Origin of the sequence: Synechococcus sp. UW106 (assembly GCF_900474015.1) — a bacterium.
Taxonomy (GTDB): Bacteria; Cyanobacteriota; Cyanobacteriia; order PCC-6307; family Cyanobiaceae; genus Parasynechococcus.
Genome location: NZ_UCNV01000004.1, coordinates 1 through 20,050 on the forward strand (window position 1 = coordinate 1; position 20,050 = coordinate 20,050).

The window sequence follows — 20,050 nt, forward strand, 5'->3', positions numbered from 1 at the left end:
AGGGCAGGAAAGCCCTGCCTGGTTGCGAGTGTAACGGAAGTTTGCGCTGTGTGTCGCAAGCTTTATGAAGCTCTTGTGAAGAGAGCCTCGGCGCCTTTGGGTGTCGCGCTTGTTAGCGTCCCGAAACCTCCATGGCAGCTGACTTGGCACCACAGCAAGAACGGGTGTTACTGGTGCGGCTGCCCTGCAATCCGATCTTTCCGATCGGTCCGATCTATCTCGCCGACCATCTGCACAAGTGCTTTCCAGAGATGCCTCAGCGCATCCTGGATCTTGCGGCTTTACCAGTGCTCGACGTGCATCGCGTGCTTGACGCGACCGTTGACCAATTTCAGCCCACGCTTCTGGTGTTCTCCTGGAGAGACATCCAGATTTATGCCCCGGTCGACGGGCGAGGGGGCAATCCTCTCCAGAATTCGTTTGAAGTCTTTTATGCCCGCAACCCACTGAAGCGACTCCATGGCGCCTTGGGCGGGCTTCAGTTGATGCGCAGTCATTACGGCGAGCTGAGCAGAAACCAGCGTTTGGTGCGTCAGGGCTTGAAGCGTGCACGCCGTCACCAGCCAAGCGCGCGGGCCGTTCTTGGAGGTGGAGCGGTGAGTGTGTTCTATGAACAGCTCGGAAAGTCGCTTCCCAAGGGCACGATTGTGTCCGTCGGTGAAGGTGAGCCGCTTCTAGAAAAGTTGATACAGGGTCAGTCTCTCGAGCAAGAGCGCTGCTTCGTTGTTGGTGAACCGCCCCGGTCAGGATTGATCCATGAGCAACCGGAGAGTCGTCCCAAGACAGCCTGTAATTACGACTACATCGCCTCGGTTTGGCCCCAGCTCGACTGGTATCTCGAAGGCGGTGACTTCTACGTCGGTGTTCAGACCAAGCGCGGCTGCCCTCATAACTGCTGCTACTGCGTGTACACAGTGGTGGAAGGCAAGCAGGTGCGCCTCAATCCTGTTGAAGAGGTGGTGAAAGAGATGCGCCAGCTCTACGACCGCGGGGTGCGTGGTTTCTGGTTCACTGATGCTCAGTTCATTCCCGCTCGGCGCTATATCGAAGACGCCAAGGAGCTCTTACGCGCGATCAAAGACGAAGGTCTTACGGGAATTCGCTGGGCGGCCTACATCAGAGCCGACAATCTCGATCCAGAGCTTGCTCAGCTCATGGTGGAGACGGGCATGAGCTATTTCGAGATCGGAATAACGTCAGGCTCCCAGGAACTCGTGCGAAAGATGCGTATGGGATACAACCTGCGGACGGTGTTGGAAAGTTGCCGCATGCTCGCGGATGCTGGCTTTCGCGATCACGTTTCGGTCAACTACTCCTTCAACGTGATCGATGAGCGGCCGGAGACCATTCGACAGACCGTGGCTTATCACCGGGAGCTTGAGGCAATTTTTGGTGCTGATCTCGTTGAGCCTGCGATCTTCTTCATCGGTTTGCAACCGCATACACATCTCGAGCAGTACGGGTTCGATCAGGGCTTAATCAAGCCGGGGTACAACCCAATGAGCATGATGCCCTGGACGGCGCGCAAGCTTCTCTGGAACCCAGAGCCGATGGGAAGCACCTTCGGTCGGGTGTGTCTCGAGGCCTTTGATCGCAATCCTGCCGATTTCGGTCGCACAGTGATGTCGATTCTCGAAAGGGATTACGGAGTGGCTCCACTTCAGGAAGCGTTGCGTGCTCCTGTTGCAGGACATGCGGCGATGGCAACAGCTGTTCGTTGATTCCAGGACATCATTGTTGTGATTTCTCACGATAAAAAATGTATTTTTATTCACATTCCTAAGTGTGGTGGGACGTCGATTGAGGATGTGATTTGGCCGAAAGAGCGCGGTCGTACTGAGAAGGATCTTTGGATGGGGTTTGTGAGCCGGTTTGAAAATAAATATCAGACTGGCGGCCTTCAGCATCTTTTGGCTTGGCAGGTTCGCGATGAGGTTGGTCTTGATGTTTTCGGCGCCTACTACAAATTTGCTTTCGTCAGGAACCCCTGGGATCGTATTGTTTCTCAATTTGCATACATGCAGCAAAGGCCAGATTTGATGGATTATCTGGGGATGACTTCAGGGACTGAATTTAAGTCTTACCTTGAATTGATTCGTCTAAAGGAGCATGTGCAGTGGATGCCTCAAGTACAGTTTCTGCTTGACCACGATGGATCAGTTCTCGTTGATCGAATTGGGCGACTGGAAGATTTCAATGAGGACTGCGCACAGATTTTTGCTGTTCTTGGGTTGAATCTGGATCATTTGCCGGGCCATGTCAATCGCTCTAAAAGGCGATCGTTCCGTCACTATTATTCAGACCGCGAAGCGGTTGATATGGTTGCTGATATCTTCTCGGAAGATATATGTTTTTTGGGTTATAAGTTTGTTGATGCTCCTTGGTAATTAGTCTTAGATTTTTGCCTTCCAGGGGTACGACCAAGCTATTGGGGCTCCCAGTCCAGTCTTGGAAATATGCTGTTGGAGTTGATACTTCTCAATGATTTGATCGCTTTCCTCGAAATCATCGTTTAAGTTTTTGAGTTTTGATCGGAGTATTTGTTCTAGCTCTTCTTTGATCCCTTTAGCGGCTTTGTTCTGTATTAGATTGTTCATCTGGAAGGGGTCATTGATGTTGTTAAATAAAAGCCAGGCGCCGCTTTCGTTCCGAACATAGGTATGGCAGCTTGTTCGCACCCCGCGATAGGCCTGTACTCCGTAAAGTTGAAGTGGACCTGCTTGCACTGGTGCACTAAGAAGTCCCGCATCTGAGCTGTTGCCAGGTTTTTGCCCTCGGATGATCATGCTCCAGTCTTGGCCTTGTAAGTGATCCTCCTGTTTGAGGTTCGCTAATCCAAGAAGTGTTGGCATCAGGTCAGGCGCGTCAATAGGTGCATTGCATTGCTGCCCGGCACGATGTTTGCTGGCTGGGTCTCTGATGATGAGCGGGACACGCACAGATTCTTCAAATGGGAATAGCTTTCTGGTTAAGCCATGGCTGAAAATCATGTCGCCATGATCTGATGTAAAGACCACAATGGTTTTGTCTTCAAGATTGCTTTTTTTGAGGCTACGCAGGATGATTTTTAAGCAGTCGTCGAGGGCAGAGATATGGGAGTAGTATCCATGTAATTGATCTCTCGCTTTTTTGTGATGCTCGCTCGGAACATTTTTAGGGATATTGATGTTTGATTTTTCGTATAAGTCTTGATATTCCTGGGGAGCTGAATGATACGGATCATGGGGTGGTCCCCATGAGATGGTGAGGAAAAAGGGTTGCGCATTCTGTGCGAATTTTTTGATCAGTTTTGCGGCGCAACGGCTTTGTGCTATGGCGTCATAGCCCTTCCAGAATTTTTGTTTGGTATCGTCATTCAAGAAGAATGGGGATTGGTTGTAGTTGTGGTTGCATTCATTTCCTTGCCAATGGTCAAATCCTGCGCGATTTTGTCTGGGAATTGGTGCGTTTCTTTGGTCAAATCCTCCGGTTGGTGACCCATGAACGTGCCATTTGCCAATGTATGCCGTTTGATAGCCATTTTGCTTGAAGGCCGAGGCGATTGAATTGTGTTTGGGTTTCAGGCAAGCGTCATTCACAAGGACGCCATGCTGGAGTGGATAAAGACCGCTCAGTAATGAAGCTCGATAAGGGGAGCATTGTGAACAGCCAGAGATCGCGTTTGGAAAGTTGATTCCCTGATTCTTAAATCGATCAAGCGTGGGTGTGTGGCACTGATCAATATCTGCTGTTCCTCGCCACTGATCAGCAAAAATAATTACAACGTTCTGAGGCCTTTGATTGGTCAACCTTTGATGAATCAGTTGCAGTTTTTGCTTCAGCATTGTTGTTCGTCGTAGGCTGAATTTGTCGACTCTCGAAGGCCCGTTGGTTTTGTGGTTTGAATCAGGAGGGTGACAATGGCTGTCAGGCTCAGGATCGCGACCATTCCTCCCAAAGGATTGGCGTTCGGGCTCCCTGGTCCCACCAGCCACATCGGTGCATTGGGATCAATCATCAAAAGGTTTTGATGAGCCAGGAACCACCCCCCCACAAGACCTCCATGAAGTCCGATGCATCCCCATAGAGAGCCTTGATCACGGATCCGGAGCAGGGCCAGGCTCAGCCCCAAGAGGAAGAGCCCCGTTAACAAACCCAGCATGGGCCCAAAGCCGAGGTTGAAGCGTGTGTGAACCAGGCTGAATAGGGCTGCCTGGCCGAGCATGCCTCCCCTGGGGCCGAGCATCCTCGTGAGTTCCTCCCAGAGCCAGGCGCGAAAGATCAGTTCCTCAGCAAAACCAACGCCGAGGGCCAGGAGGAGGCAGTTGAGCAATGCCTTGATCTCGAGATTCCCCTGCCACGAACTGTGCCCAATGAAGACAAGCAAACTCACAATCAAGCCAATGAGGGCGAGAGACATCAACAGGCCAATGCACAGTGAAGTCACGTGAGGAATGCGATTCCTTGGATTGCGACCCACCAGCCCTAGCCGTCGCCAAGGCTGATGTTCAGACCATCGCAGGGCAGCCCATCGGGGCATCACCAGCAGAAACAGCACAAAACTCAGAACGGTTCCTGTGAGCGAGACCTGATGTGCTGGCAGCCCAAGCAGTGTGAGAGGGACAGCTGTAATCCACCCCAACGCATAGAGCAGCGGAATGAACAGAAGCGTGGGCAGCCAGACCGGCTGAAGCAGGAGAAACCTGTCCAGCAGTTGCTTCATCTCACTAACTCTCGGGCTCGATGGAGCTTGTCAGCCCTTTGCCCTTCAGTGTTTCGCAATAGAACTCAGCTGGCTCGATGTCACACACGATCACCAAGCCAACACCTGTGTTGTGGGCTTCCAGCATCACGGCCATGCAGTCCTGCTCGCTGAGTTGGGGCACAACCTGTTGAAGGGTGGAAACCACATATTCCATGGAGTTCACCGGGTCGTTATGCAGAAGCACCTTGTAGCGAGGTGAGCGTTTGCGAACCCGTTCCGGAGCTTTGTCCAGAACAGCCGCACCTCCTGGGTTTTGGCTGGGAGCATCCACGGCCATGACCATTGATCCGAGATTTTTGAAATCTAAGGGGGATGCGAAGGAGGGGCGGCTCATAGAGCCTTGATGCGGGCCATGGCTTCGTCCACATTGGCGCGACTGTTGAAAGCGGACAGGCGGAAATAACCCTCTCCGGCGGCGCCGAAACCGCTCCCGGGCGTGCCGACCACATTGGCTTTGTTGAGGAGATGGTCGAAGAATCCCCAGGAGTCCATGCCTTCAGGGGTCTTGATCCAGACATAGGGAGCGTGTTCGCCGCCATAAACAGTGAGGCCTGCCTCACTGAGTTCGCGGCGAATGATCGCGGCGTTCTCCATGTAGAAGCTCACGAGGGCCTTCACCTCGGCTTGACCGGCTTCGGAGTAAACAGCTTCAGCTCCGCGCTGAATGATGTAGCTCACCCCGTTGAATTTGGTGCTCTGGCGCCGGTTCCATAGCCCCCAGAGTTCAACGTCCTCACCGCTGGCTGCCTTGCCTTTCAGCCCTTTCGGCACCACGGTGAAAGCACAGCGTGTGCCAGTGAAGCCAGCGTTTTTGGAGAAGGAGCGAAATTCGATGGCGCAGTCTCGGGCGCCGTCGATCTCAAAAATGGAGTGGGGGAGGGCTGGGTCCTGGATGAAGGCCTCATAGGCCGCATCGAACAGGATTAGGGCGCCATTGGAACGGGCGTAGTCCACCCAGGCATGGAGTTGCTCCCGGGTGGCGACTGCACCAGTGGGGTTGTTGGGGAAGCAGAGATAAATCAGATCGACAGGTTCACTGGGAATCTGCGCTGCAAAGCCGTTGTCCGCACTGATCGGGAGGTAGCTCAGGCCCGCATAGCGACCGATCTCACCGGCTTCACCGGTGCGGCCGGCCATGACGTTGCTGTCGACATACACCGGGTAGACGGGGTCGGTGACAGCCACCTTGTTGCCCTCGCCGAGGATGTCGAGGATGTTGCTGCTGTCGCATTTGGAGCCGTCGGAGACAAAAATCTCATCGGCACTGATGTCGCAGCCTCGGGATTGGAAGTCGTTCTTGGCGATGGCCTCCCGCAGCCAGCCGTAGCCCTGTTCTGGGCCGTAGCCGTGAAATCCTTCGGCTGTGCCCATCGCATCGATAGCTGTCTTCATCGCCTCACGGCAGGCGAGTGGCAAGGGCTCCGTGACATCACCGATGCCCAGGCGAATCAGTGCTGCATCGGGGTGGTCGGTGCTGAACGCCTTCACGCGCCGACCGATCTCAGGGAACAGGTAGCCCGCCTTGAGCTTGAGGTAATTGCCGTTGACCTGAACCACGGAACCGGAAGCTATGTCTGCGGGGCATCTTGCCGTGTCGGCAGCTCCATACGATGACTTCAGGAGTAAGGACATCCGACGTGGTCGTCTCAACCCCGGATCACCCGGTTGATTTCCATGCCCTGGTGGACAGCGGCATCAACAAACCCGCCCGCTACATGGGGCATGAGTTAGGGGTCGAACCAAGGGATTGGCAAGCCGCATCGGTGCGCTGGGCGCTCACTTACCCCGAGATTTACGAGGTCGGCTCCAGCAATCTCGGCCACATCATCCTCTATTCGATCCTCAATGCCGTGCCTGGGCAATTGTGCGATCGCGCTTATCTCCCGGCCGCCGATCTGGCCGGCCGCTTGCGGGAGCGGAGTCAGGCGCTGTTTGCGGTGGAAAGCCGTCGGCCCTTGCTCTCCTTCGACATTCTGGGCTTCAGCCTGAGTTACGAACTCGGCGCCACCAACATCCTCGAGATGCTGGACCTTGCCCAGGTGCCGATTCGAGCCGCCGATCGCGGCGACTTGCCGCTGAGTGATCCTGCAGCTCCTCCGCTGATCTTCGCGGGCGGTCCGACAGCCACCAGCAATCCAGAGCCCTACGCCCCTTTCTTCGATTTTGTTGCACTGGGGGACGGGGAGGAACTGCTGCCTGAGATCGGGCTAGTGGTGGCTCAGGCCAAAGCCGATGGATTGACCCGATCGCAACTGCTCCGCGATCTGGCCCAGGTCCCTGGCGTTTATGTGCCTTCTCTCTACGAGCTGGGCGCGGACGGAGTCACCCTTCAGCCGCTCCATCCTGATGTTCCGGAGAGGGTTCTCAGGCGTGTTGCGACGCCGATGCCCCACTACGCCATGGGCCTTGTCCCCCATGTGGAAACGGTGCATGACCGTCTCACGGTGGAGATTCGACGCGGTTGCACCAGGGGATGTCGCTTTTGTCAGCCCGGGATGCTGACGCGTCCAGCCCGGGATGTTGAACCAGAGGCGGTGATCGAAGCTGTTGAAACCGGGATGAAACAAACCGGCTACAGCGATTTCTCGTTGTTGTCACTTAGTTGCAGCGACTACCTAGCGCTGCCGGCGGTAGGGGTTGAGTTGCGGAACCGCCTCGCGGATCAGAACGTCACGCTTCAGCTGCCCAGTCAGCGGGTGGATCGCTTCGATGAAGACATCGCGCACATTTTGGGCGGTACGCGGAAAGCGGGCCTGACCTTTGCTCCTGAGGCCGGTACGCAGCGACTCCGCGACATCGTCAATAAGGGCCTGACCGATGACGACCTGCTGCATGGCATCCGCACCGCCATGCAGAACGGCTACCGCAAGGTGAAGCTGTATTTCATGATCGGCCTTCCGGGGGAGACAGATCCCGATGTCCTCGGAATTGCAGAGACCTGCGTGATGCTGCAGCAGCGCTGTCGTGACCTGGGTCGGCTGAACCTCAATATCACGATCAGCAATTTCACGCCCAAGCCCCACACGCCTTTTCAGTGGCACAGCGTCTCAACAGCTGAGTTTGAGCGGCGGCAGACCCTGCTCAGGGAGGCCTTCAGGCGTTTGCGCGGTGTGAAGGTGAACTTCACCGATGTGCGGCTGTCCGCCATGGAGGATTTTGTTGGTCGCAGTGATCGGCGCCTGGCACCGGTGATCGAGGCGGCCTGGAGGGCCGGTGCCGGAATGGATGCGTGGTTTGAGTCGCTGGATCGTGCCTATGCCGCCTGGACCGGAGCTATTTCGGACGCTGGTTTGGAAGGGCGTTATCGGGAAATGGAGGTCGGGGGCTGGAGTGCCGTGGCCGCGCTGGATCGGGAGGACCTAGAAGCCTTCTGTGCCCAGCCGCTCCCCTGGGACCACATCGATACAGGCATCGATAAGGCCTGGCTGACAGATGATCTGCAACGGGCTCTTGCCGCGGCGGTTGTGCCGGACTGCTCCTTTGACGGATGCAGCAGCTGTGGTGTGTGTGGCCCGGATTTGGGGCACAACGTGGTTGTCCCTGCTCCCGAGGTGCCGATCCAAGTGCCCACTCAGGCCCCTTCAAGCGAACGGGTGTGTCGCATCCGGGTGCGATTCGCCAAGACGGGATCGATGGCGCTGCTTAGTCATCTCGATCTGATGCGAATGCTGGAGAGAGCCCTGCGCCGCAGTGCTCTCCCGATCAGCTTCACTGGAGGGTTTCATCCCCTGCCTCGCGTTCAAATCGCTCTGGCCCTTCCCCTCGGCGCCGAGGCCCAGAGCGAGTGGATGGATCTGGAATTCACCGAGGTGCAGGACCCAAATCACTTCTGCAGCACGCTCCAGCCCTTGTTGCCGGATGGGATTCAGCTGTTAGCGGCAGCAGAGGTTCCCGTTAGTGGGAAAAGCCTCTCTCAAGAACTGACGGGCGCCGTTTGGTGTTTTGATCTCGTTCAGGACGAGCAGACGCAGATCCCTGTGGACTGGATTGCGGCTGTCGATCAACTTCTGCAGGCCAAGACCTTGGTATGGCACGACACTGATAAGAAGGGGCGCCCCAGAGAGCGAGATTGCCGCCCAGCTTTGAAAGCGCTTCAAGTGACGAATCAGAACTCCAGTGGGGCCGCTCGCCTTCGGTTGGAAGCAGCGGTGGATGACATGGGCCGAAGCTTGCGCCCTGCTCAGATTCAGCACTGGCTTGCCGAGACAGTCGGGCAGCCCTTGCAAGTACAACGCTTGACCCGTGAAGCTCTGATCCTTAGTGCTCAGTGCTAGTTTGAATACAGAGCAAGTGTTTTGTCCGTCGGGCCCACCCTTGTTCCGGTCTTGTCTGATCCCACACGGATATCGAGGTCCATATCACGGCTTGCGTGGCGGTCTATTTCGGAACCCCCAAGCTTGATTCATAGGAGTGCAAGCTCCGCATCCTTTTGGTCACATTGACCAGCTCAGATCTTTCCATCAACCCGTGAGTGCGGACCGGCAGGTTCCACAACGGATATGGCCCTGAATTGGGCTCAACCAGTCCTCCTATGCCCCAGCAAATTGTCATCGCGGAGCAGCTGCGCATCGCAGCAGTGCTGACCGATGAACGTGTTGACGAATTGATCGTCGCGCAGGGTCGTTATCAGATCGGAGATGTCTATCTCGGAACGGTTGAAAATGTTTTGCCCGGCATTGATGCCGCTTTCGTCAATATCGGTGAAAGTGAGAAAAATGGTTTCATCCACGTCACCGATCTCGGGCCGCTGCGTCTGAAGAAAGGTTCTGCCGGGATCACTGAACTTCTCGAGCCTCGTCAAAAGGTTCTGGTTCAGGTGATGAAAGAACCGACCGGTACCAAGGGCCCACGGCTGACTGGAAACCTTGCCCTTCCTGGGCGCTACCTGGTGCTCCAGCCCCATGGTCAGGGGGTGAACATTTCCCGACGCATCAGTTCCGATGCAGAGCGGAACAGACTCCGTGCCCTCGGTGTTCTGATCAAGCCGCCCGGGGCTGGCCTGCTGATTCGAACGGAAGCCGACGGCATCAGTGAAGATCTCCTAATTGAAGATCTGGAGTCGTTGTTGCGCCAGTGGGAGGCAATTCAGCAAGCAGCTGAGACAGCAGCCCCCCCTGTTCTTCTCAATCGCGATGAAGATTTCATCCACCGGATTCTGCGGGATCACATGGGGCCGGATTTGGCCCGGGTTGTGGTGGACGATGCCGCAGCAGTGGGCCGTGTCAGCAGCTTCCTTGGTGCTGATGCCAGCAATGTTCTTGTAGAAGCCCACGGTGAACCCAGCGAGTTGCTGGAGCACTACAAGGTCAATGCCGCCATCCGCGATGCGCTCAAGCCTCGGGTTGACCTGCCTTCCGGTGGATACGTGATCATCGAGCCCACCGAAGCGCTCACGGTGATTGACGTGAACTCTGGATCGTTCACGCGCTCGGCTAATGCTCGAGAAACCGTTCTGTGGACCAACTGTGAGGCTGCGATTGAGATCGCTCGTCAGCTCAAGCTTCGCAACATCGGCGGGGTGATCATCATCGATTTCATCGATATGGATTCCCGTCGTGATCAGCTCCAGTTGCTGGAGCATTTCACGACAGCCGTTCGTGACGATTCAGCTCGACCGCAGATCGCACAGCTCAGTGAACTTGGCCTGGTGGAGCTGACACGCAAGCGTCAAGGGCAGAACATTTACGAACTCTTCGGACGGGCCTGCCCCAGCTGTGGGGGCCTGGGCCACGTGGCTGTGCTCCCAGGCAAAGATCTTCTCCAGCCCCTGGCGACCGCCACGGGATTGGTTCGTTCCGCTGCTTCTGCCCGCGCTGAAGTGGTTTCTCCCGGAGAGAATGGGGGGAATGGCCGGAGGCGGCGTGGTGGCCGAGGGCGCGGCACGCAGGATGCTGTCCTTCCAGTCGATACCTCCGATACGACCGCTCCTGAGGTGTCGACGCAAGAGGCGCATGAGCCTGCGATAGCCCGTCGTCAGGACCCTGAATTGGTTGCCGTCCCCATGACCGACGAACAGCAGCAGTTGTTTGGCTGGCTTGGTTTGAATCCTGCCCTTTTGCTGGAAGAGCCTCCTGAATCCGACAATGTTGTTGTGAGGGTTGTCAGCCCTGGCGAGGATGAGCAGGAGGTGCTGGAGGCTGCTCGGCAGCAACTGGCGGCAACGGCAGGACGGCGGCGTCGTCGCGGTGGGCGTGGTGGCCGTTCAGGCGCACGTAATGGCGTCAGTCAGCCCGCCGTGACCCCTGCCGCGGAAACTCCAGTTGTCGTGACGTCTTCCACCCCGGATGAGACTGCACCCCTGATGGTGGAGATCACCCCCTTGGAGGCCGTTACCAATCTGACGATCAGCGAACCAGAGCCAACGATCGTTACGGAACCGGTTGAGTCGGAGCCTGCTCCGGTGCCGGAAACGGCTGAGTCAGAGGAGCCCCGCCGTCGTCGTCGCCGCTCCTCTGCTGTCGCCACGGTCTGAACCGGATGACTCCGCAGGAGTTCCTCCCCATCGGGAGGGATGTGGCTGGAGTGGATGAAGTCGGTCGTGGTTGCTTGTTCGGACCTGTTTTTGCGGCTGCTGTCGTGCTGGATGGCGCAGCCGCAGAACGCCTGTTGAAGGCGGGACTGACCGACAGCAAGAAACTCTCCGCCAAACGTCGGGCTGCTTTGGTTCCCTTGATTCATTCGCTCTGTGTTGCCTCCGGCATGGGCCAGGCTTCAGCGCGAGAAATTGATGCCAGTGGTATTCGCGTCGCCACCGAACGCGCCATGTTGCGTGCTCTTCAGCGACTGCCGCAATCCCCTGGCTTGGTGCTTGTGGATGGCAACCTTCCCCTGAGGCTTTGGCTGGGCCCGCAGTGCACTGTTGTTTCCGGCGACAGCCGCTCACCTGCCATCGCTGCCGCCAGCGTTCTGGCCAAGGAGGCCCGGGATGCACTCATTCGGCGTTTGTCCGATCGCTTCCCTGGTTATGGACTCGAGCGCCATGCGGGCTACGGCACGGCACAGCATCGTCAGAGCCTGATGGCCTCAGGTCCCACGCCCCTGCATCGGCACACGTTCCTGAAGCGGTTGCTCGGTTGAGACTTGCTCTTCTGTCTCCCGGCACCAGCTCCGATAGTCGTCAATGAGCTGCTGGCCGACACGGGTTTTGATGCCAATGAGGATGCCGCTCAGGATGGATTCCCCTGTTGACTCCAACACTCGTTTTGGAATCAGCTTCAGCAGGGAGGGTTGACTCACGCTGACTGACAGATGGGCGTTCCCCTCAAGCCCCTCGGGGGTGCAGGCGAGTCGTGCTTCCAGATTCAGCGCAAAGTCATCAACGATCCCTAGGCCTTCCAGTTCGCAATCCAGGGCGCGCATCACCAGAGTGTCCCCTTCCATATGGATCTGAAGCGACACCACGGGCTTCACATGGAGCTGAAAGACCTTCAGGCTGGTTACGACGTAGCGGTAAAGACCCGGCTGTAAGGGGGTGAGCTGGCGTGCATCTAGTAGGGCTCCGAGAACCCGTTCCTCCTCAAGCAAATAGGTGGGCAGCCGCTCTGCTCCGGTTTTGACAGGCAGATCAAGCTTTTGACTGGCTTCGAAGGCCAGGGGCATGGACTTCACCTGACGCGGCATGATCTTATCGAGTCCATGCAGTGCGGCTTCGATGCCTACACGTCTCGCATTCCTTGGTCCAGCCGGGACCTATGGCGAGCAGGCCGCCCGGGTGTTGATCGACCAGGACGCCCTAAATGATGTCCAGTTGATGCCGTGCACCGGTCTTCGATCGGTTGTGGAACAGCTGGCTCAGGGGCAGTGTGATGCAGCCGTTGTTCCGATTGAGAACTCGGTTGAAGGGGGAGTGACAGCGACCCTCGATGCGCTCTGGTCGCATCCTGAGCTTTGTATTCGAAGGGCGTTGGTGCTCCCGATTCAGCATGCGCTGCTGGGGAGTGGTCCACTCAGCAGAGTCACGGAAGTGCTCTCTCATCCGCAGGCCCTTGCTCAGTGCAGTGGCTGGTTGGCGCAGCATTTACCTGATGCCCTGCAGCTCCCTACCTCGTCTACCGCTGAGGCTGCTCGCATGGTGGCCGGCAGTCCGTTTCGTGCTGCGATTGCCTCCAAGACGGCTGCAAGCGAACACGGGTTGGATGAGTTGGCTTTCCCCGTGAATGATGTGGCGGGAAATCGCACCCGTTTTCTCTTGTTGCGCCGTGGTGAACGCAGTGAACATGGAAATGTGGCCAGTCTTGCGTTCTCGCTGCATCGCAATGCACCTGGGGCCCTGCTGGAGGCGCTGGCTTGTTTGGCTCAGCGGGGGTTGAACATGAGCCGAATTGAATCTCGTCCGTCCAAACGGGAGTTGGGGGAATACGTGTTTTTTGTGGATGTGGACCTTCCTGCAGCGCCTTCAACTGCGCTGGCTGAACTCATCGCTCAATTGCAGCCTCTCTGTGAGCATCTCGCCCATTTCGGCGCCTACCCCAGCAGTGACCTCAGTGGCTGTTGAAAATCAGTGGCTGTTGACGATCAGTCTCGACGGATCCGAAAAACGCCAAATTGCATCAGGCCGGTGGCGAAGGCCCAGTGCATTAGCAACAACGTCGGAGTTTCTCTCAGGCCTTGAAGCACTGCTTTGGGTCCCAGGCTGAGCACAGACCAGGGACGTCGGATGCCCTCGACGATGGAGTCAATCCATGAGGGCAGCGTGGCCTGGGTCCAGTCATCGGTGACGATCTGACCACGATGGTGGGCGCTGTCGTCGAGGTTTTGGCGGAACCCCTTGATGCTGGCGAATTCGGGATGGGCCCACTGGTTGAGCAACTGACGCATCACCCAGCGTTCGGGTCGCGTCATGCCGCCGTCGGATGGGTCGCGGCGGTTCCAGTCGGCAACAGCAAGCAGACCATCCGGGCGCATCACCCGTAGCAGTTCATCGGCGTAGCGCTGTTTGTCCGGCATGTGCGGGCCAGCCTCCACACTCCAGACCGCGTCAAAGCTCTGATCGGGCAGCTGAAGATCCAAGGCATCCATCACCTGGAAGCGGCAGGTCAGGCCTGATGGGGTGAGTTGCGTGGCCCGCTTCACCTGCGCCGGGCTGATGCTGATGCCGAGAACGTCCAACCCGTAATCCCGCGCCAGGATTCGGGCACTGCCACCGATGCCGCATCCCACATCAAGGACACGGCTGCCTGTAGGGAGTTGATCCAGACCACTCCAACGCACGAGCTCATGAACGAAAGCCTCCTTGGCTTCGCGGAAGTCGCAGGAGGTCGGTGGGGTTCCGTAATGGCCGAGATGGACATGTTCCCCCCAGAGTTGCTCCAACAAACGGTCTTCCGTCCAGGCGTCGTAGGCGGTGGCAACACTATCCGACGATTCGTAGCGCCGGTCGCGACGAAGCCATAGGGCAAGCCCGGTTGCTCCAGCCGCTCCCGCCACCACAAGCAGAGATCCCAACATCACTTCAGATCCATCAGTACGGTGCGGGCCGCCAACTGGCGTCGGGTGTGGTCCAACATTTCAAACTGCTGACTCAAACGCTCTTGGGTGTCGGTCAGTTCCAGAAGACTTTGTTGCTCCGATGCGGCCTGGTCGAGATGGGCACTGATCCAGAACGACAGCTCCCGCGGTAGATCAGGGAGATCATCAGGGAGTTCCACCTCTCGGTTCTGCAGCTTGCTTGTCAGCTGAACGACGTCGTTCAAGGCTTTGCTGACCTTGTCTCGCAAGCTGTTGAGTGCCTCGACATCGGCCACGGGCTCATCTTCCAACCAGCTCACCATGGCTGTTCGGTAGGGCGTTTCACGGGTGATGTTCAACAGGCGGAACCGCTGTTGGCCCAGCGAAACGATGTAGCTGCGACCGTCTTCAGTGGTTTGGTGCTGGAGAACCTCTGCGCAGCACCCGATTTCGGCCATCTCGCCGTTCTCAGGATTGATGCGAACGATGCCGAATCGTTTGTCGGTCTCCAGAACCGTCTGGAGAAGCATCCGATAACGCGATTCAAAAATGTGCAGCGGCAGGAGCTGCTGAGGGAACAACACGACGTCCGGCAGGGGGAACAGGGGAAGCTCCCTCACGGAAAAATCGGACACGAACGCCGTGTTGTAGGCAACTGAATCCTAGGAAAGTGAAGTCCTGATCGACTGGATCAGAGCTTCACTTCGATGTCCACACCACTGGGGAGATCAAGCTTCATCAGCGCATCGATGGTTTTGGCTGAAGGGCTGTAGATGTCGATGATCCGACGGTGCGTGCGGGTCTCGAAGTGCTCGCGGGAGTCCTTGTCCACGTGGGGGGAGCGCAGAACGCAGTAGATCTTGCGTTTGGTGGGCAGTGGGATCGGACCGATTGCGGTTGCAGCGGTGTTATCGGCCGTTTCAATGATTTTCTCGCAAGACAGATCCAGCATGCGGCGGTCAAACGCTTTCAAGCGGATGCGGATCTTCTGCTGAGCGATGGCAGTGGACATAGGAGAGAGGCGAAAGGGCTTCGAAGACGAAGCAGGACTTCAGTTGTCGAGGTTCTTAGAAATGTAGGAGATGGGGGGCAGAGCCCCTCCATCTCCTGCTTTGCGGTTCAGCTCGCGCTGATCACTCGATGATCTTGGAGACCACGCCAGCACCGATGGTGCGGCCGCCTTCGCGGATAGCGAAACGCATGCCGGTTTCCATCGCAACAGGACAGATCAGCTCACCGGTCATCTGGATGTTGTCACCAGGCATCACCATTTCGACATTGCTGCCGTCTTCAGCGGTGAACGCTGTGATCTGGCCGGTCACGTCAGTTGTACGGATGTAGAACTGCGGGCGGTAGCCAGCGAAGAAAGGAGTGTGGCGGCCGCCTTCTTCTTTCTTCAGCACATACACCTGACCTTCGAATTTGGTGTGAGGGGTGATGGAGCCAGGCTTCACCAGCACCATGCCGCGTTCGATGTCTTCCTTCTGGATGCCGCGCAGCAGCAGACCAACGTTGTCGCCAGCCATGCCCTCGTCGAGCAGCTTGCGGAACATTTCCACACCGGTGACGGTTGTCTTCCGAGGCTCGCGAATACCGACGATTTCGATTTCTTCGCCGACTTTGACGATGCCGCGCTCAATACGGCCGGTGGCCACGGTGCCACGACCGGTGATGGAGAAGACGTCTTCCACAGCCATCAGGAAGGGCTTGTCCACTTCCCGCTCAGGCTCAGGAATGCTGGCGTCAACAGCCGCCATCAGTTCCTCGATCTTGGCTTCCCAGGCAGCCTCGCCTTCGATGGCCTTCAGGCCAGACACCTGAACGACAGGGATGTCATCGCCGGGGAAGTCGTAGCTGGAGAGCAGTTCACGGATCTCCATTTCCACCAGTTCGATGATCTCTTCGTCATCGACCATGTCGCACTTGTTCAGTGCAACAACCAGAGCGGGAACGCCAACCTGCTTGGCCAGAAGGATGTGCTCCTTGGTCTGGGCCATGGGGCCGTCGGTGGCAGCACACACAAGGATGGCGCCGTCCATCTGAGCGGCACCGGTGATCATGTTCTTCACATAATCCGCGTGGCCAGGGCAGTCCACGTGAGCGTAGTGACGAGTCTCGGTCTCGTACTCAACGTGAGCGGTGTTGATGGTGATGCCGCGCTCACGCTCTTCGGGGGCGCCGTCGATGTCGGCATAGTTCTGAACTTCAGCCTGACCCTTCTTGGCGAGCACGTTGGTGATCGCGGCGGTGAGGGTGGTCTTGCCGTGGTCAACGTGGCCGATGGTGCCGATGTTGACGTGGGGCTTGTTCCTTTCGAACTTCTCGCGTGCCATGGGTGTTTAAAGAATCGAGGGTTGGGTTTGGAGGAGTTTAGAGATCAGGAATTGCCCTGATTCTTGGAGATGATGGCCTCGGCCACATTGCGAGGAACTTCGGCGTAATTGTCGAATTCCATCGAGAAAATGCCCCGGCCCTGGGTCATGGAGCGGAGCTCGGTGGCGTAACCGAACATCTCGGCAAGGGGCACCTTGGCCGAGATTTTGGACGTGCCGTCATCGACGGACTGGCCTTCAACCTGACCTCGACGGGAGGACAGGTCGCCGATGATCGAACCGAGGAAATCCTCGGGGACTTCGACCTCGACCTTCATCATCGGTTCAAGCAGCACAGGATTGCACTTCTTGACGCCGTCCTTGAAGGCCATGGATCCGGCGATCTTGAACGCCATCTCCGAAGAGTCGACGTCGTGATACGAGCCATGCACCATCGTGCATTTCACATCGATCAGCGGATATCCGGCGATCACGCCGGATTCGCAGGTCTCTTTCATGCCCTGCTCGGCGGGCTTGATGTATTCCTTCGGAACGACACCGCCCACGATCTTGTTGACGAATTCGAAGCCGGAGCCGGGCTCACCCGGTTCCATTTCGATCACGACGTGGCCGTATTGACCCTTACCACCGGTCTGACGAGAGAACTTGCCTTCGCCACCTGCGGAACCACGGATGGTTTCGCGATAGGACACTTGAGGTGCGCCGATGTTGGCTTCCACCTTGAATTCGCGCAGCATGCGGTCCACCAGGATTTCCAGGTGGAGCTCGCCCATGCCGGCGATCACGGTTTGACCGGTTTCCGCGTCAGTATTGACGCGGAACGTGGGGTCTTCCTCTGCCAAAGACACAAGTGCCTTGGAGAGTTTTTCCATGTCTCCCTTGGTCTTGGGCTCCACGGCCACTGAGATCACCGGTTCGGGGATGAAAAGGGTCTCAAGAACGATGGGATCATCCTGAGTGCAAAGTGTGTCACCGGTGGTGGTGTTCTTCAGACCAAGAACCGCGCCGAGGTCTCCGGCTCGCAGAGCATCGACTTCTTCGCGGTCATCCGCCTTCAGCACCACAAGACGAGAGATGCGCTCCTTCTCTCCCTTGGTGGAGTTGAGCACATAACTGCCTTTCTCCAGCACGCCGGAGTACATCCGGACGAAGGTGAGTTTGCCGTAAGGATCGGCCATCACCTTGAAGGCGAGGGCACTGAAAGGAGCGCTGTCGTCGGAAGGACGCACGGCTGCGCTGCCGTCGGGAAGCACACCCTGGATGGGGGGGACATCGACAGGAGCTGGCAGGTAGTCGATCACGGCGTCGAGCACCAGCTGCACGCCTTTGTTCTTGAAGGCAGAGCCGCAGAGCATTGGCACAAGACCGTGCTTCAGCACGCCTTCGCGAATGCCTTGCTTGAGCTCATCAACGCTGAGTTCGCCGCTTTCGAGGAACTTCTCGATCAGAGACTCGTCGGTTTCGGCGACGGCTTCCATCAAGGTGTTTCGCCATTCGGCCACCTCGTCGGCCATAGCAGCCGGCACCTCAGCCTCTTCGATATCGGTGCCGAGATCGTTCTTATAGATGTACGCCTTGTTGGCAACGAGATCGATGATCCCGCTCAGTTCACCTTCAGCCCCGATCGGAAGCTGGATCGGGACAGCATTGGCCTTGAGGCGATCCTTGATCTGGCCGTGAACCTTGAGGAAGTCCGCGCCGGTGCGGTCCATTTTGTTGACGAACACCATCCGGGGGACGGAGTAGCGATCCGCCTGACGCCAAACGGTCTCGGATTGGGGCTGAACACCACCAACGGCGCAGAAGACGGCGATCACACCATCCAGCACACGCATGGAACGCTCCACCTCGATGGTGAAGTCCACGTGGCCAGGCGTATCAATGATGTTGATCCGATGGTCCTGCCAAGACGTCGAAATGGCAGCTGCCGTGATCGTGATGCCACGTTCCCGCTCCTGGGCCATCCAGTCGGTGACTGCAGCGCCGTCATGCACCTCGCCGATTTTGTGCACCACACCTGAATAGAACAGGATCCGTTCGGTAGTGGTGGTTTTTCCGGCATCGATGTGAGCAGCGATACCAATATTTCTGACGCGTTCCAGGGGGAAGTCGCGGGCCACAGGAAATTCTCCGGGGGTGGGGCGTGAAAAGGCGGGGTGACTCTACAGGTCAGCCATGAACATCTGTGTTGACGGGCTGGCCTGAAAGGCTCAGTAGCGGTAGTGGGCGAAGGCTTTGTTGGCTTCGGCCATTTTGTGGGTCTCTTCGCGCTTGCGAACGGCGCTGCCAGCCTCATTGGCAGCATCCATCAATTCACCAGCCAACTTCTGGGCCATGCTCCGACCATTGCGGGCACGGGAAAAGCTCACGAGCCAGCGCAGCGCCATGGCCGTTCCGCGCTCCTGTCGCACTTCCATAGGCACCTGATAGGTGGCGCCACCAACCCGGCGAGCGCGCACTTCCACCAATGGAGTGGCGTTCTTGACGGCAGTTTCGAACAGCTCGAGCGGATCTCCGCCGGTGCGCTCATTGATCAGCCCGAACGCGTCGGACAGGATCCGTTGCGCTGTGGACTTCTTGCCGTGCTGCATCAGGCGCACCACCATCATCGTGGCGAGGCGGCTGTTGAACTGCGGATCGGGAAGAATCGGGCGCTTTTCAGCGGCGTTGCGGCGGGACATTAGGGATCAGAACGTTGTGGGAATGAGGAAGAAACCGGTGATCACTCCTTGGGAGCCTTGGCGCCGTACTTGGAGCGGGACTGACGCCGGTCTTTCACGCCAGCTGTATCCAGGGTTCCGCGAATGATGTGATAGCGGACGCCAGGGAGGTCCTTGACACGACCACCACGGATCAAAACGACCGAGTGCTCCTGCAGGTTGTGACCGACGCCACCGATATAAGCCGTGACTTCAAAGCCGGAAGTAAGGCGCACACGAGCCACCTTGCGCAAAGCCGAATTGGGCTTTTTCGGCGTTGAGGTGTAAACGCGGGTGCAAACACCGCGTCGTTCCGGACACGATTTCAGGGCCGGGGACTTTGTCTTGGCCTTGAGGCGTGAGCGCTCAGTGCGGATCAGCTGTTGGATGGTTGGCATCGATGGTCGGTGAGCGGTCGGACTCCCGACCTGATTCGACAATCGACCACGATACCGGGTGACGGTCCCCTTTCAGACGCGGCTGAAGGCACTGCCACAGGCACAGGGTTCAACACCGTCGCTGCTGCGGATCAGAAATCCGCCACCACTGAGGTCGCCGCGGTAGTCCAGACAAAGACCCTCGAGCAATTTGCACTGCTCTGCAGGGGCGTGCAGCGTGACTCCATCGGCCCTTGCAATGGCAATACCGGCCAAATGTCCTGCTCGTATGCGCAGCACATGCTGTGCGCATTCCCCTGGAGTGACCTCGAGATGCATCTGCCCGGGTGTTCCCGCCACGGCAGCCTGACGCCCTAGCTCGGCAGCAGCGGCAGCGGTCAGCCGCAAATTGGCAGCCATGCTCAGTTTCTTGGGTTCCCCACTGTCGCA

Annotated in this window: 19 protein-coding genes; 6 read left to right on the forward strand and 13 right to left on the reverse strand. The window is 57.6% G+C overall.

The genetic code is table 11. The features are described 5' to 3' along the window. The first annotated feature begins 131 nt into the window (after positions 1-131). Positions 132-1,721 carry a photosystem II high light acclimation radical SAM protein gene (locus DXY30_RS02930; protein ID WP_115093324.1) on the forward strand — a complete coding sequence of 530 codons (1,590 nt, stop codon included), beginning with the start codon at positions 132-134 and terminating at the stop codon, positions 1,719-1,721. Positions 1,722-1,739: 18 nt separating this feature from the next. After that, on the forward strand, positions 1,740-2,387 hold the full coding sequence (locus DXY30_RS02935) for a sulfotransferase family 2 domain-containing protein (RefSeq protein ID WP_170951112.1): 648 nt from the start codon (positions 1,740-1,742) through the stop codon (positions 2,385-2,387). A gap of 6 nt (positions 2,388-2,393) precedes the next feature. Here the strand turns inward: DXY30_RS02935 and DXY30_RS02940 are convergent, their stop codons facing one another. From DXY30_RS02940 to DXY30_RS02955, 4 genes are read right to left on the reverse strand one after another with little or no spacing between them, the layout of a single operon-like run. After that, positions 2,394-3,824, reverse strand: coding sequence for a sulfatase (locus tag DXY30_RS02940; RefSeq protein WP_115093326.1), 1,431 nt, complete (start codon positions 3,822-3,824; stop codon positions 2,394-2,396). Then, positions 3,818-4,702 carry a CPBP family intramembrane glutamic endopeptidase gene (locus tag DXY30_RS02945; protein WP_115093327.1) on the reverse strand — a complete coding sequence of 295 codons (885 nt, stop codon included), beginning with the start codon at positions 4,700-4,702 and terminating at the stop codon, positions 3,818-3,820. The genes DXY30_RS02940 and DXY30_RS02945 overlap by 7 nt, the downstream gene beginning before the upstream one ends. 4 nt (positions 4,703-4,706) lie before the next feature. After that, positions 4,707-5,027 carry an ATP-dependent Clp protease adapter ClpS gene (gene clpS / locus DXY30_RS02950; protein ID WP_115022714.1) on the reverse strand — a complete coding sequence of 107 codons (321 nt, stop codon included), beginning with the start codon at positions 5,025-5,027 and terminating at the stop codon, positions 4,707-4,709. 47 nt (positions 5,028-5,074) lie between these two features. Then, positions 5,075-6,301, reverse strand: a complete 1,227-nt coding sequence (locus DXY30_RS02955) for an LL-diaminopimelate aminotransferase (protein WP_115093328.1) — start codon at positions 6,299-6,301, stop codon at positions 5,075-5,077. A 53-nt stretch (positions 6,302-6,354) separates the two neighbouring features. Here DXY30_RS02955 and DXY30_RS02960 point away from each other — a divergent pair, with 53 nt between their 5' ends. The 3 genes from DXY30_RS02960 (at position 6,355) to DXY30_RS02970 (ending at position 11,821) form a co-directional block, all read left to right on the forward strand. Then, positions 6,355-9,018 (forward strand): TIGR03960 family B12-binding radical SAM protein, encoded by a 2,664-nt coding sequence (locus DXY30_RS02960; RefSeq protein WP_115093329.1) that lies wholly within the window; start codon positions 6,355-6,357, stop codon positions 9,016-9,018. A 257-nt stretch (positions 9,019-9,275) separates the two neighbouring features. Then, entirely contained in the window at positions 9,276-11,216 is a 1,941-nt protein-coding gene (locus tag DXY30_RS02965; protein WP_115093330.1) for an Rne/Rng family ribonuclease, read from the forward strand. A gap of 5 nt (positions 11,217-11,221) precedes the next feature. After that, positions 11,222-11,821 (forward strand): ribonuclease HII, encoded by a 600-nt coding sequence (locus DXY30_RS02970; protein ID WP_115093331.1) that lies wholly within the window; start codon positions 11,222-11,224, stop codon positions 11,819-11,821. On the opposite strand, the gene DXY30_RS02975 is transcribed toward DXY30_RS02970, so the two are convergent. Further along, positions 11,768-12,364, reverse strand: coding sequence for a DUF1997 domain-containing protein (locus DXY30_RS02975; protein ID WP_115093332.1), 597 nt, complete (start codon positions 12,362-12,364; stop codon positions 11,768-11,770). The genes DXY30_RS02970 and DXY30_RS02975 overlap by 54 nt on opposite strands. Positions 12,365-12,395: 31 nt before the next feature. Between DXY30_RS02975 and pheA the strand changes: the two genes are divergently transcribed. After that, positions 12,396-13,238 (forward strand): prephenate dehydratase, encoded by an 843-nt coding sequence (gene pheA / locus DXY30_RS02980; RefSeq protein WP_115093333.1) that lies wholly within the window; start codon positions 12,396-12,398, stop codon positions 13,236-13,238. Between the two features lie 20 nt (positions 13,239-13,258). Here pheA and DXY30_RS02985 read toward each other — a convergent pair whose 3' ends face one another. From DXY30_RS02985 to DXY30_RS03020, 8 genes are all read right to left on the reverse strand, one after another. Then, a complete protein-coding gene (locus DXY30_RS02985; protein ID WP_115093334.1) occupies positions 13,259-14,191 on the reverse strand; it encodes a methyltransferase domain-containing protein in 933 nt (310 codons plus the stop codon). Next, positions 14,191-14,826: an LON peptidase substrate-binding domain-containing protein gene (locus DXY30_RS02990; protein ID WP_115093335.1), complete on the reverse strand. Its 636-nt coding sequence runs from the start codon at positions 14,824-14,826 to the stop codon at positions 14,191-14,193. The genes DXY30_RS02985 and DXY30_RS02990 overlap by 1 nt, the downstream gene beginning before the upstream one ends. Before the next feature lie 56 nt (positions 14,827-14,882). Further along, the gene (rpsJ, locus tag DXY30_RS02995; protein ID WP_011363346.1) at positions 14,883-15,203 is read right to left on the reverse strand and encodes a 30S ribosomal protein S10; all 321 of its coding nucleotides are present in this window, start codon (positions 15,201-15,203) and stop codon (positions 14,883-14,885) included. Positions 15,204-15,324: 121 nt separating this feature from the next. Then, complete coding sequence (gene tuf, locus DXY30_RS03000) at positions 15,325-16,524, reverse strand: elongation factor Tu (RefSeq protein WP_115093336.1); 1,200 nt, start codon at positions 16,522-16,524, stop codon at positions 15,325-15,327. A 44-nt stretch (positions 16,525-16,568) separates the two neighbouring features. Beyond that, positions 16,569-18,644 (reverse strand): elongation factor G, encoded by a 2,076-nt coding sequence (gene fusA / locus DXY30_RS03005; protein WP_115093337.1) that lies wholly within the window; start codon positions 18,642-18,644, stop codon positions 16,569-16,571. Positions 18,645-18,734: 90 nt separating this feature from the next. Further along, complete coding sequence (gene rpsG, locus DXY30_RS03010; protein WP_115022733.1) at positions 18,735-19,205, reverse strand: 30S ribosomal protein S7; 471 nt, start codon at positions 19,203-19,205, stop codon at positions 18,735-18,737. A gap of 41 nt (positions 19,206-19,246) precedes the next feature. Continuing rightward, positions 19,247-19,621 (reverse strand): 30S ribosomal protein S12, encoded by a 375-nt coding sequence (gene rpsL / locus DXY30_RS03015; RefSeq protein ID WP_006850614.1) that lies wholly within the window; start codon positions 19,619-19,621, stop codon positions 19,247-19,249. A gap of 72 nt (positions 19,622-19,693) precedes the next feature. Next, a complete protein-coding gene (locus DXY30_RS03020; RefSeq protein ID WP_115093338.1) occupies positions 19,694-20,020 on the reverse strand; it encodes an AIR synthase in 327 nt (108 codons plus the stop codon). Positions 20,021-20,050: the final 30 nt, after the last annotated feature.

What these genes read in the sequence shown, in the direction of transcription:
- clpS (WP_115022714.1), bottom strand. Translation starts at nt 5,027, where the DNA reads ATGGTCATGGCCGTGGATGCTCCCAGCCAAAACCCAGGAGGTGCGGCT.
- DXY30_RS02970 (WP_115093331.1), top strand. Translation starts at nt 11,222, where the DNA reads ATGACTCCGCAGGAGTTCCTCCCCATCGGGAGGGATGTGGCTGGAGTG.
- DXY30_RS02975 (WP_115093332.1), bottom strand. Translation starts at nt 12,364, where the DNA reads ATGCCGCGTCAGGTGAAGTCCATGCCCCTGGCCTTCGAAGCCAGTCAA.
- rpsG (WP_115022733.1), bottom strand. Translation starts at nt 19,205, where the DNA reads ATGTCCCGCCGCAACGCCGCTGAAAAGCGCCCGATTCTTCCCGATCCG.
- DXY30_RS02965 (WP_115093330.1), top strand. Translation starts at nt 9,276, where the DNA reads ATGCCCCAGCAAATTGTCATCGCGGAGCAGCTGCGCATCGCAGCAGTG.
- DXY30_RS02985 (WP_115093334.1), bottom strand. Translation starts at nt 14,191, where the DNA reads ATGTTGGGATCTCTGCTTGTGGTGGCGGGAGCGGCTGGAGCAACCGGG.
- DXY30_RS02960 (WP_115093329.1), top strand. Translation starts at nt 6,355, where the DNA reads ATGACTTCAGGAGTAAGGACATCCGACGTGGTCGTCTCAACCCCGGAT.
- pheA (WP_115093333.1), top strand. Translation starts at nt 12,396, where the DNA reads ATGCCTACACGTCTCGCATTCCTTGGTCCAGCCGGGACCTATGGCGAG.
- DXY30_RS02930 (WP_115093324.1), top strand. Translation starts at nt 132, where the DNA reads ATGGCAGCTGACTTGGCACCACAGCAAGAACGGGTGTTACTGGTGCGG.
- tuf (WP_115093336.1), bottom strand. Translation starts at nt 16,524, where the DNA reads ATGGCACGCGAGAAGTTCGAAAGGAACAAGCCCCACGTCAACATCGGC.
- DXY30_RS03020 (WP_115093338.1), bottom strand. Translation starts at nt 20,020, where the DNA reads ATGGCTGCCAATTTGCGGCTGACCGCTGCCGCTGCTGCCGAGCTAGGG.
- DXY30_RS02940 (WP_115093326.1), bottom strand. Translation starts at nt 3,824, where the DNA reads ATGCTGAAGCAAAAACTGCAACTGATTCATCAAAGGTTGACCAATCAA.
- rpsL (WP_006850614.1), bottom strand. Translation starts at nt 19,621, where the DNA reads ATGCCAACCATCCAACAGCTGATCCGCACTGAGCGCTCACGCCTCAAG.
- rpsJ (WP_011363346.1), bottom strand. Translation starts at nt 15,203, where the DNA reads ATGTCCACTGCCATCGCTCAGCAGAAGATCCGCATCCGCTTGAAAGCG.
- DXY30_RS02945 (WP_115093327.1), bottom strand. Translation starts at nt 4,702, where the DNA reads ATGAAGCAACTGCTGGACAGGTTTCTCCTGCTTCAGCCGGTCTGGCTG.